This is a genomic window from Acinetobacter sp. CAU_H_29a_1, assembly GCF_058599505.1.
In genome coordinates, this window is sequence record NZ_CM178655.1 from 3,137,149 (window position 1) to 3,148,772 (window position 11,624).

Annotated in this window: 11 protein-coding genes; 5 read left to right on the forward strand and 6 right to left on the reverse strand. The window is 42.2% G+C overall.

The window, feature by feature from the left end; all coding sequences use genetic code 11:
• The first annotated feature begins 165 nt into the window (after positions 1-165).
• Complete coding sequence (locus tag AC4MDD_RS15785; protein WP_005400909.1) at positions 166-1,878, forward strand: electron transfer flavoprotein-ubiquinone oxidoreductase; 1,713 nt, start codon at positions 166-168, stop codon at positions 1,876-1,878.
• Between the two features lie 152 nt (positions 1,879-2,030).
• Here the strand turns inward: AC4MDD_RS15785 and AC4MDD_RS15790 are convergent, their stop codons facing one another.
• Both AC4MDD_RS15790 and tusA read right to left on the reverse strand, forming a co-directional pair.
• Positions 2,031-2,558: a hypothetical protein gene (locus AC4MDD_RS15790; protein ID WP_005400910.1), complete on the reverse strand. Its 528-nt coding sequence runs from the start codon at positions 2,556-2,558 to the stop codon at positions 2,031-2,033.
• Between the two features lie 72 nt (positions 2,559-2,630).
• The gene (gene tusA / locus AC4MDD_RS15795) at positions 2,631-2,888 is read right to left on the reverse strand and encodes a sulfurtransferase TusA (RefSeq protein WP_004692640.1); all 258 of its coding nucleotides are present in this window, start codon (positions 2,886-2,888) and stop codon (positions 2,631-2,633) included.
• A 212-nt stretch (positions 2,889-3,100) separates the two neighbouring features.
• Here tusA and AC4MDD_RS15800 point away from each other — a divergent pair, with 212 nt between their 5' ends.
• Together AC4MDD_RS15800 and lnt are read left to right on the forward strand one after the other, a co-directional pair.
• A complete protein-coding gene (locus AC4MDD_RS15800) occupies positions 3,101-3,940 on the forward strand; it encodes a CorC family transporter (RefSeq protein ID WP_004978829.1) in 840 nt (279 codons plus the stop codon).
• Entirely contained in the window at positions 3,937-5,496 is a 1,560-nt protein-coding gene (lnt, locus tag AC4MDD_RS15805; protein ID WP_490792357.1) for an apolipoprotein N-acyltransferase, read from the forward strand. The genes AC4MDD_RS15800 and lnt overlap by 4 nt, the downstream gene beginning before the upstream one ends.
• 66 nt (positions 5,497-5,562) lie before the next feature.
• On the opposite strand, the gene AC4MDD_RS15810 is transcribed toward lnt, so the two are convergent.
• Positions 5,563-5,901: a tRNA-binding protein gene (locus tag AC4MDD_RS15810; RefSeq protein ID WP_004692646.1), complete on the reverse strand. Its 339-nt coding sequence runs from the start codon at positions 5,899-5,901 to the stop codon at positions 5,563-5,565.
• 193 nt (positions 5,902-6,094) lie between these two features.
• On the opposite strand from AC4MDD_RS15810, the gene AC4MDD_RS15815 reads away from it, so the two are divergent.
• Positions 6,095-6,917, forward strand: a protein-coding gene (locus tag AC4MDD_RS15815) for an IS5 family transposase (protein ID WP_087554504.1) whose coding sequence is annotated in 2 segments (ribosomal slippage) — positions 6,095-6,475 and positions 6,477-6,917 — 822 coding nt in all. Because the reading frame shifts where the segments join, the coding sequence is not laid out codon by codon here.
• A gap of 29 nt (positions 6,918-6,946) precedes the next feature.
• Here the strand turns inward: AC4MDD_RS15815 and AC4MDD_RS15820 are convergent.
• The 3 genes from AC4MDD_RS15820 to gspF form a co-directional block, all read right to left on the reverse strand.
• A complete protein-coding gene (locus AC4MDD_RS15820) occupies positions 6,947-7,282 on the reverse strand; it encodes a hypothetical protein (RefSeq protein ID WP_004978824.1) in 336 nt (111 codons plus the stop codon).
• A 283-nt stretch (positions 7,283-7,565) separates the two neighbouring features.
• Positions 7,566-8,003: a type II secretion system major pseudopilin GspG gene (gspG, locus tag AC4MDD_RS15825; protein ID WP_058868821.1), complete on the reverse strand. Its 438-nt coding sequence runs from the start codon at positions 8,001-8,003 to the stop codon at positions 7,566-7,568.
• A gap of 33 nt (positions 8,004-8,036) precedes the next feature.
• Complete coding sequence (gene gspF / locus AC4MDD_RS15830; RefSeq protein WP_491881992.1) at positions 8,037-9,242, reverse strand: type II secretion system inner membrane protein GspF; 1,206 nt, start codon at positions 9,240-9,242, stop codon at positions 8,037-8,039.
• Between the two features lie 152 nt (positions 9,243-9,394).
• Between gspF and AC4MDD_RS15835 the strand changes: the two genes are divergently transcribed.
• Entirely contained in the window at positions 9,395-11,617 is a 2,223-nt protein-coding gene (locus AC4MDD_RS15835) for a primosomal protein N' (protein WP_491881993.1), read from the forward strand.
• Positions 11,618-11,624 lie beyond the last annotated feature (7 nt).

Below are 11,624 nucleotides of genomic sequence, written 5' to 3' on the forward strand. Positions count from 1 at the left end.
ATAATATGATTCAGCCAATTGGCTAGAACTCGGTTTAAACCTATACTAGCTCACAATATAAAAGACACGATGATAAATTTTGTGTCTGGGAACTAAGAACACTCATGGCAGCACCGTTCTTTGAGTCAAAACGGTTGCCACCTTTAACCATATGAGGAGTCCTACATGGAACACATCGAACGTGAATCGATGGAGTTTGACGTAGTCATCGTTGGCGCAGGCCCTGCTGGCCTTTCTGCTGCGATTAAAATTCGTCAACTTGCAATTGAAAACAACCTTAATGATCTGTCCGTTTGTGTCGTAGAAAAAGGCTCTGAAGTTGGTGCGCATATCCTTTCAGGTGCTGTGCTCGAACCGCGTGCGATCAATGAGTTGTTCCCTAACTGGAAAGAAGAAGGCGCGCCTTTAAATGTTCCAGTAACTGAAGATAAAACGTATTTCTTAATGTCTGCTGAAAAGTCACAAGAAGCGCCGCACTGGATGGTTCCTAAAACCATGCATAATGATGGCAACTATGTGATTTCACTTGGTAACGTGGTGCGTTGGTTAGGCCAAAAAGCTGAAGAATTAGAAGTGTCTATTTTCCCAGGTTTTGCTGCATCTGAAATTCTTTATCATGCCGATGGGACTGTTAAAGGCATCCAAACCGGTGATATGGGGATTGGTAAAGATGGTGAACCAACACATAACTTTACCCCGGGCTATGAACTACATGCCAAATACACGATTTTTGCGGAAGGCTGTCGTGGTCATTTAGGTAAACGCCTGATTGCTAAGTTCGATCTCGATAAAGATGCAGATCCTCAACACTATGGTATCGGCATCAAAGAACTATGGGAAATTGACCCTGCAAAACACAAACCAGGTTTGGTGATGCACGGTGCAGGTTGGCCTCTAGCTGAAACCGGTTCTTCTGGTGGTTGGTGGCTATATCATGCTGAAAACAATCAAGTTACTTTGGGTATGATCGTGGATTTATCTTACGAAAACCCACATATGTATCCATTTGCAGAAATGCAGCGCTGGAAAACGCATCCACTGATTAAACAGTACCTTGAAGGCGGTAAGCGTATTTCTTATGGCGCACGTGCTGTGGTCAAAGGTGGTTTAAACTCACTGCCGAAGTTTACCTTCCCAGGTGGCTCTTTAATTGGTGATGATGCAGGCTTCCTAAACTTTGCTAAAATTAAAGGCTCTCACACGGCCATGAAATCGGGCATGTTGTGTGGTGAAGCAGTATTCGAAGCGATTCAAGCAGGTGTTGAAAAAGGTGGTGATCTTGCCATTGCACGCGTGCTTGAAGGTGAAGACTTCTTTGCAAAAGATCTAACCGCTTACACAGACAAATTCAACAACAGCTGGTTAAAAGAAGAGTTATATCGTTCTCGTAACTTTGGTCCAGCAATGCATAAATTTGGCACGTTCGGTGGTGGTGCATTTAACTTCATCGATCAAAATGTGTTTAAAGTCCCGTTTACACTGCATGACTTAGTGCCTGACTTCAGTACACTAAAAACTGCGGATGCGGCAACATTTAAGCCAAACTATCCAAAACCAGATGGTAAGTTGACTTTTGACCGTTTATCTTCAGTATTTGTATCAAATACTGTGCATGAAGAAAATCAGCCAGCACACTTGAAACTGACTGATGCTTCTATTCCTGTAAATGTAAACTTACCTAAATGGGACGAGCCAGCTCAGCGCTACTGCCCTGCTGGTGTTTATGAAATCATGGAAGAGAACGATGGTTCGAAGCGTTTCCAAATTAACGCGGCTAACTGTGTGCACTGTAAAACGTGTGATATTAAAGATCCATCTCAGAACATTACTTGGGTAACTCCTGAGGGTGGTGGTGGTCCGAATTACCCGAATATGTAATTCCTTGCGACACGGCAAAGCAGTTGCTTTGCTAACCGTGTCGCATAACCGAACATGTAATGTTAAAACGGGCTTGCGCTGAGGCGCATTTCCGAGTAAGTAATCGCTTTTAGATTAAAAAATCCCTTCAGCACTGAAGGGATTTTTTTTAATTAATAGGCATCTGACTTTTTGCTAAAAACCATCACTGTTGGCCCTATCGCGGTATGTCCAACCCCATGATCTTGATAAATTTCAATCCGATAATCGGCACACTGATAGACATATTTATTTTCAGCTTGTTTCCAACCGTTTTGCGCCACCCGAAAGCGTTTTAATACTCGACTTTTAAAAACATCTAAATCGGTTTCATACGTCGCAAGTGGCCCATCTAGAAAACTTAAACTGTATGAAATAATCATTTTAGAATGCGGATCGTAACGAATATGCTGAACCCAGCTCACACCAGCTTTTTTAATTTGTGTATCTACACCTTGTGCAAATTCAAACTGATAATTATCGCCCCCTAAAATAACCGTTTTTGCGGTGGGATGATGCTGTTGAAATTCACGAATATGCTGTCCAATTTTTAAACCTGCAACATTCATCGTACCTACAGGAACTTCACAAGATTTTGCCCAAGAAATTGAACAAAATAATGCAAAAATATGAGCCCATAAGAACACATTTATTCTTTTCATTCTGATTTCCTTGGATGAACTTGATTTCTTTTTCTTTACTCAAGTACATTTTAAAAGGCTAAGACAAATGTCCTAACCCTTTTTAACTAAATAATGAAATTCTTTATTGCCGTTTTCGTCTAAGCGCTCTTCTTGCAGCAAAAGTTCATGCCCAAGATGCATACAAAATTTAGGAATATCCCATGAAGTGGAGTTGTCAGTTGCAAACACCTCGACTACATCTCCAGATTTAGACTTGCGAATGGCTTGATGCAACATCATCACAGGCTCTGGACAGCGTAAACCACGGGTGTTTAATTGGATGCTTGGGCTCACTTCCAAATCAGACATATATGAACTCAAAAATTTAAAAACTTGCCAATTTTAACACAACTGCCTATTTCGCATATCTGTTTGCATAGCTTGATTGCAGATGAACCTCGTATTTAAAAGTATTGATCTAATCATTCATGCAATCCTTGCTTAATTACAATAGACAACTGTGTTTTCTACGGTATGATAAAATTAAGTTTTTTAGATATTAAGAGTCTTTAGGAAAGATCATGCACGAGGAATCAGGCCCGTCGTGGGGAATGCGTGGCTTACGCAAATGGTTAGGTACCGCGCCAGAAACTCGCGATGAACTGTTAAAGTTAGTTCAAGATTCACGTCGTTTTTTAGAACCCGACACTGTTGCGATGTTAGAAGGTGTATTAGACCTTCCAGCAACCAAAGTCCGCGAGGTCATGACACCGCGTACATCGATGATCAGCCTACAAGAAGATGATGAGTTACTCGACATTTTGCATACCTTGGTTGAGTCGGCACATTCACGTTTCCCTGTCTTTTCATCAGATCAACCAGACAATGTCGTGGGCATTTTATTAGCCAAAGACTTATTGCCCTTCTTGACTGAACCAAACAATAAAGTGGATATACGTGCGTTGATGCGTCAACCTTTATATGTCCCTGAAAGCGCACGCTCAGACCAAGTGCTTCGCATGTTGAAAAATACCCAAACGCACATTGCGGTGGTAATTGATGAATATGGCACGACCTCAGGCTTAGTGACGTTAGAAGATATTTTGGAAGAAATTGTCGGTGAAATTGAAGATGAACACGACAAGATCGATGAAGAAGCAGAATATATTATTCCCGACAATGACCCAACGACCGCAAACACGTGGCTGGTTCAAGCACTTACACCAATCGAACACTTTAACAATCTTTTAGATGCAGACTTTTCTGATGATGAGGTTGAAACTGTGGGCGGTTTATTGCTTCAAGAAATTGGTTTAGTGAGTGATTTACAAGGTCAGGTCATTGATCTTGAAAATTGGGAATTTACCATTGTAGAAGCAGATGCACGTTCTATTCATCTGATTCGAGCCGTTCGTAAATGAGAGCTTACTTTGACAAACTGTTAACCCCCAATCCACAACAAAAACAGTTACCTTTAATTTATCCACTTTTAATTGCCTTATTTTCAGGGGCGGTCTTTAGTTTTGCACTCGCCCCTTATCATTATTGGTGGTTGGCAATCTTATCCCCTGCACTGCTCTACGCCACTTTACGCAAACGCAGTGCAAAGCAGGCCTTTGGTATTGGTTGGGCCTATGGTTTTGGCCTATGGTTCGTGGGGGCTTTTTGGCTCTACACTTCCATCCATGTCTATGGCGATACCAATAGTGCCTTAAGTGTCGGCATGATCGGCATTATGGCCTTGGTCATGGGCTTATTCACGGCTGTTCAAAGCTTTATTTACCGCCGTTTTTTCCCTGAAACGCCATTAACCTTCGCTCCGCTTTGGGTGCTTTTTGAATGGGCAAAAACCTGGGTCTTCACAGGCTTCCCATGGCTCTTTGCAGGCTATGCCTTTACCGAACGTTTACTGGATGGTTATGCACCATTATTTGGTATCTTCGGGGTATCGTTTGTAGTCTTGGTGTTGGCCTGCGCACTGGTCGAAGTTTTAAACCGCCGCATCTTTTGGGTCATCCCCTCTGCCTTATTGGTACTTGGTGCATGGGGCGCATCAAAAATTGAATTCGTCTCCGCAAAAAATACGCCACCATTATCGGTTTCTTTAATTCAGGGCAATATCCCACAAGACTTAAAATGGCTCACTGAGTATCAACTGAAAACACTTGGAATCTATGCTGATTTAACCCAAACAGAATGGGGACGAGACCTCATTGTTTGGCCTGAATCCTCTATTCCGATGTTCCAAAGTGATATCGAACCCTTTTTAGCTGCAATGACGGCACAGGCCAAGAAAACCAACACGGCGTGGGTCACCGGTATTCCATACTGGGATATTTCAGGCTCTGAAGCGGCAGGTCGACCACTATACTACAACAGTATTATAGCCAATGGTGCTGAAGCCGAAGGACTCTATAAAAAGCAACGTTTAGTGCCTTTTGGTGAATATATTCCACTATCTGGTTTACTGAAATGGGTGTTGCCTGCCATGCAGAATGATCCGTCGATGAGTGGTTTTTCACGTGGCGAACAGCAGCAACAACCGCTTTCTATTCATCAGCAGCATTTAGGCGCGGCCATTTGCTATGAGGTGGCTTATCCGAACTTGACGCGTCGTAATGCCAGCCAAAGTGATTTCTTGGTGACAGTTTCCAACGATGCATGGTTTACAGGAACCGCAGGCCCTTTACAGCATTTACAGATGGTTCAAATGCGTGCCAAAGAAAATGGACGCTGGTTTATCCGTGCCACCAATACAGGCGTAACCGCATTTATTGACCATCAAGGGCATATCGTAAAACGTGCTCCGCAAGATGTGGCAACCGTGCTTCGCGGCGAACTACCTGCTATGCAAGGCCAAACGCTGTACACCCGTTTAAGTGACTGGCCAATTTTAGGTTTTTCAGTCTTTTTACTGATCTTGGGTTGGATCTATCGTCCACGTAAAGTCGATGTATCGTTTAAGTCTCGTCGATAGTTGCTATTGTTAAATCAGACTTTTCCAAAGAAAAACCCAAGCTCCGCTTGGGTTTTTCTTTTTCAGTTATAGTAGTTTGGTACCTACAGGAACCTCAGTATCGGGTACACACAGCACCACGCCTGCGTCTGAATCATGAAAGCCAGTCACTAAGCACTCAGACTGGATAGGACCAATTTGTTTATTTGGAAAGTTAACCACTGCCACCACCAATTTACCCAATAACAGTTCAGGTTGATAACGCTCAGTAATCTGCGCACTCGATTTCTTAATGCCAATTTCATGGCCAAAATCGACATGTAAAATATAAGCGGGCTTACGTGCCTGCTCAAAGACTTCGGCCTGAATAATTCGCCCGACTCGGAGCTCGACTTTTAAAAAATCTGCCCAATCAATCTGTTCCATATTTCACTCTATATTTATATTTCCTACAGTATAGGGAGCGAACACTAGCATCATATACAACGAAACAGACAAGCGATCTTATCTTTCCGCCATTCTTCATGACACAGTAAAAAACCGAGCGTTTGTGCTCGGTTTTTTATTGCATTATGAATAGATCTCTTGCGAAAGTAAAAACCACCTCAATATAAATTTCATGAGATATCAGAAATTAAATCGTTTTTCAGATTCTGAATTCAAACGCTTGGTTGGCGTACCTCGACAAGTTTTTACTGAAATGGTAGAGGTTTTAGAAAAAGCAGAATCACTCAAAAAGAAATCAGGTCGTCCTCATACTTTAGATATAGAGGATCAGTTGTTATTAACTCTCAATTACTTACGGAACTACAGCACTCAACTGGAATTAGCGGCAAATTACCATATCGCTGAAAGTAATGTGAATCGAACCATTAAAAAGGTTGAAGATGCATTGATGAAATCAAGACGTTTTACTCTGCCAAAACGAAGCATTACCACAGCAGACGAACACTTTAACTGGGTCATTATTGATGCGACAGAATGTTCAATAGAACGTCCGAAAAAAAAATCAGAGTAAGTTCTACAGTGGTAAAAAGAAGAAACATACGCTAAAAGCACAAGTGATCTATCATCCGAACAGCAAACAAATCATAGGGCTAGATATATCGAATGGCAGTCAGCATGATATTAAATTGGCAAGAAAAACGGTTAAGAAATTCAAACATTGTGAATATGTTATGACCGATTTAGGGTACTACGGATTAGAGCAAGATGGCTTTAAATTATTGATGCCAATAAAGAAAAAGAAGAATTTACCCTTATTTGATGTTGAGAAAAGGTACAATAAAATGATTGGAAAAATACGAGTTGTGATCGAACACATTAATAGTCAATTGAAAACATTTAGAATATTAAGTGAACGCTATCGAAATAGACGGAAAAGATTCGGTTTACGCATTAACTTAATTGCTGCACTCGTAAACCGGATAAACTTGCAATAATGACTTTCGCAAGAGATCTAATGTCAGTATTAAATTTGACTGACCAAATAGGACACCATACCAGCTAAAAAGAGCATTGGGGTATAACGGTAGAACATGACCACTTTTTGTTCTAATGCTGTAATCTGTACTTGATCGAGTGTGAGTACGGTTGCTTTTAACGCAGACCAAAAGCTCAAAACCGCCCATGTGCTGAACAGACTGATTGCAAAGAAACCCACCATGATTTGGCTGCTGCCTTCAGTCGACTGCCAGACACTTAAAACACCTTGAGCAACAGGAAGCATACTCAAAATCAAAAGAACAGATTTGAGCATCGACCAATGGAATTGGCTCATTTCATCCAACAAGGTTAATGCTTTCATTCTATTCTCCTCAGGCAAATCAGTTGCCATTGAGAACATTATGCAAGGATTTAAATAAATAAAAAGCCTATTTTTATCCATAATTTACATTATTTGTAATCAACAAATATGGGAATAATTCTTATTATAAATCTCAGCTGATGCTTATTATATTTAATAATTTAAAATCATAATCTTAGATATTAATTTTAAATTAAGATGTATTATCATTACAGTCCACATCGACATAACCTATGCACTGTAATGATATATTCAATTAAACCCAATATATAATAATTCTCAATTAAGGTTGATACTGAATATCAGCATCGGTTTCTTCGCCACCTTGCTGTCCATCTGCGCCAAAAGAATATAAATCAAATGGTCGTCCATCGGTCCCAGGTGCAACATATTGAATGTCATTATCCCAACTGTCTTTCGGATATCCACCTTTCACATAACCGCCTGGTAACCAATTTTTTGCAGACTCAGGCTTATTCACCAAAGCATCAAGTCCACCCTCTTGCATCGAAGGGTATTTATCATTGTCCAATTTATATTGATCCAATGCCGCAGCAACCCCTTTAAGGGTAATGACAGTGGTATCAACTTTGGCTTTTTCACCGCGTCCCATCACATTGGGTACAATTAAGGCTGCCAACACACCTAAAATAACAATCACCACCATGACTTCAATTAAGGTAAAGCCTGAAGCTTGGCGTCTATAGATTTTTGATTGCATGTGAATTTTCTCTTCCATCTTATATTTTTAAAATTAAATCATGTTGTTCATGTTGACGATCGGCAGCATCACGGCGATCACAATCACCAAGACAATGCTTGCCATCAGAACCAACATCAGTGGCTCAAGTAAAGCCAGCAAGGTCGATATGAGCGTTGTCACCTCTCGGTCTTGCATGGTCGATGCGCGCTCCAACATCCGATCCAATTCACCCGACGTTTCACCACTTTTAATCATTTGTACCATCATCGGTGGGAAATAACCACTGCGCTCCAACTGGGTCGCAAGGTTTCCACCTTCAGTCACTTTTTCTGCCGCATGATTGACCGCATCGCGAATCACCCAGTTATTACTCACCGCCGCGCCAATTTTTAACGCATCCACCAAGGGCACACCTGACTGGGTCAAAATCGATAAGGTACTGGCAAAGCGTGCGGCATTTATACCACGTGAAAGTTTACCGAATAATGGCAGTTTGAGCGTTAAACGATCAAAGGCATAATGCCCTGCTGTGGTTCTTAAAAATCGCAGTAATAAGCCGATGCCTAGTACACTGCCCACCAATAAAAATGGCCATGCCACTCGAATAAAATCGCTGGCTTTCATCAAGGCAACGGTAATCCATGGCAAGGCATCTTTGCTTTGGTCAAAGGTTTTGACAATGTCAGGCACCACATAGGTCATAAGTCCCATCACGATGGCAAAAGACATCAGCATTAAAATAATCGGGTAAATCATCGCGCCTTGGATTTTCTTTTGCATTGCAAAACGATTTTCGGTGTAGTCTGCCAGCTGATCTAAAATTAAGTCCAAATGTCCTGAACGCTCACCAGCGGCAATCGTGGCAATATACAACTCTGGAAAACGTCCAGATTGCTGTAAACCCTGCGCCAATGAATGACCTTCCAATACTTTAGAGCGCACCGACATCAATAGATTTTGTACATGTGCTTTTTCTGACTGCTTTCCGACCGCACGAATGGCTTCTTCCAACGGAATGGCCGCCGCCACAAGTACAGAAAGTTGACGTGTCAATAAAGCCAAATCATAGGCGGTAATTTGTTTTTGAAACCATGTTTTACTGCTGTGCTTATCTTTTTGTTCAACAGGATCAACCGAGACTGGAATCAGCGCTTTATCACGAAGTTGTTGCCGAATTTGACGCGCTGAATCTCCTTCGAGCACGCCTTTTTGCTGCTTTCCTGCGGCATCGAGTGCGGTAAATTGATATACTGGCATGTTTACGCTTTCTAATTGTCCATTTAGTCATTTGGCGCTGTTGCATGTCGGCACCAAAATCATTCATATTCTAAGTTATAAATTATGTCATCACTCTAACACAACTCATTCATCGCACAACGACAATTTCATCAGGACATTTTGAGCTTTTTATGCCAGAAAATACACTTTCCACAACACCAAGCTACCGTATTCGTGTGGCTGTTCCAGTTTATCTATATGACTGTTTTGACTATAGTTTAACGGCTGAACAATACCACCAAGCTGAAGTGGGTGCACGTGTGGCTGTCTCATTTGGTCGCCAAAATGTGGTCGGTGTCATTGTTGAGAAATTCACTGATGAGAAACCACTCGATTTAGGCTTTAAACTCAAAGCCATAACTGAGTTGCTCGATGACAGCGCTATTCTAGATGCTAAAGTTTTAAGTTTATTGACATGGTCAGCGCAATATTACCAATTTCCCATTGGTGAAGTGATGCATGCTGCTTTGCCCAGCTTTTTACGCCAAGGCAAACCCTATAATTTACTGGCGCGAATGTGGAAGCTGATAGATGATCATGCCGAAGACAAATTGAAGCGTTCTGAAAAACAACAAGATGCCTATAAAATTTTAAAGCTGCATCCCACAGGAACGTCTGAAAACATTCTAAATTTGGCTGGCATTGAAACTGCGACCTTAAAAGCCTTAGAAAAAAAGCAAATCACCCAGTGCATACTTGAAGCCCAAGACTTTAAACCGCAAGCCATGACACTGGCGCAAATGCCTCTCACGCCCAATGATGAACAAAAGCGTGCCATTCAAAACATTCTCAAAGCTCGTCATAGCTACCACGCTTTCTTACTGGATGGTTTAACTGGTAGTGGCAAAACTGAAGTCTATTTGCAAGTCATGCAAGAAGTTTTAAAACAAGGCAAACAAGTCTTGGTATTAGTGCCTGAAATTGGTCTCACCCCACAAACAGTGAGCCGTTTTCAGTCACGTTTTCACTGTCATATTGCGCTACTACATTCAGGTTTAAATGATTCTAAGCGCCTGCAAGCCTGGCAAAGCGCACAAACGGGCAAAGCCTCGATTGTGATTGGCACACGTTCTGCCATCTATACCCCTCTTCCGCATTTGGGTTTGATTGTCTTAGATGAAGAGCATGACTTATCTTTCAAGCAACAAGAAGGCTTCCGCTACCATGCTCGTGATGTGGCTTTATACCGTGCACACTTAGAAAACTGTCCGATTATCCTCGGTTCTGCAACGCCAAGTATCGACAGTTATGCATTGGTCGAACAAGGTAAAATGACTCGTTTGGAGTTGGACCAACGTGCAGGTGTGGCCGTGATGCCGAAAATGCATGTGATCGATCTAAAAGTGGCACAAAAACAAAATGGCATCAGCCAACAACTGATTCATGAAGTACAAAAGCGCTTAGACAAAAAAGAACAGGTGCTGATTTTTTTAAACCGTCGCGGCTATGCGCCTGTGTTGATTTGTGAAAGTTGTGGCTGGCAGGCCAAGTGCCCCCACTGCGATGCCAATTTTACCGTGCATCGACAGCCCTACCAGCATTTGCACTGTCACCACTGCGGCACCATCCACCGCATGCCTGAACACTGCCCGCAATGTCAGCATAGCGAACTAAAACCAATTGGTTTAGGCACCGCAAAAGTTGAAGAAAACCTACAAGCACTGTTCCCCAACTTTGACGTAATTCGGGTGGATCGTGACTCGACCAGTCGGGTCGGCAGCTGGCAAAGAATCTATAACAAAATCCAAAAAAGTGAACCCATCATTTTGCTCGGCACCCAAATGCTGGCCAAAGGACATCACTTTCCTTATGTGACTTTAGTGGCGATTTTAGACATCGACTCAGGCCTACTCAGTGTTGACTTTCGTGCCACAGAACGTACTGCACAGCTCATCATCCAAGTCGCTGGACGTGCTGGGCGTGGCGAGAAAAAAGGCGAAGTCTATTTACAAACTCTACGTCCAGATCATCCTTTGCTGAATACCCTGCTGGAATCGGGCTATCGCAGCTTTGCCAAGCAAACGTTGAAAGAGCGTAAAGCTGCATGGATGCCACCTTATCGCTATGCGGCTTTATTGCGCTGTGAATCCAAAGACCAAGAACTGAACCAAAGCTTTTTACAAGAGCATGCACAAGCATTGCGCCAAGCCTCAGAAAACAGTATTGATATTTGGGGGCCAATTCCTGCGCCGATGGAGCGTAAAGCGGGCCGCTATCAAGCGCATATGGTACTACTGTCCAAAGACCGTGCGCGGATGCATTTTTACATTCGTCAGTGGTGGCAAAATGTCTGGCATAACAAACCGCATAGTATGAAATTGAGCCTTGATATTGATCCACAAGAGTTAAGTTAAGACTTGA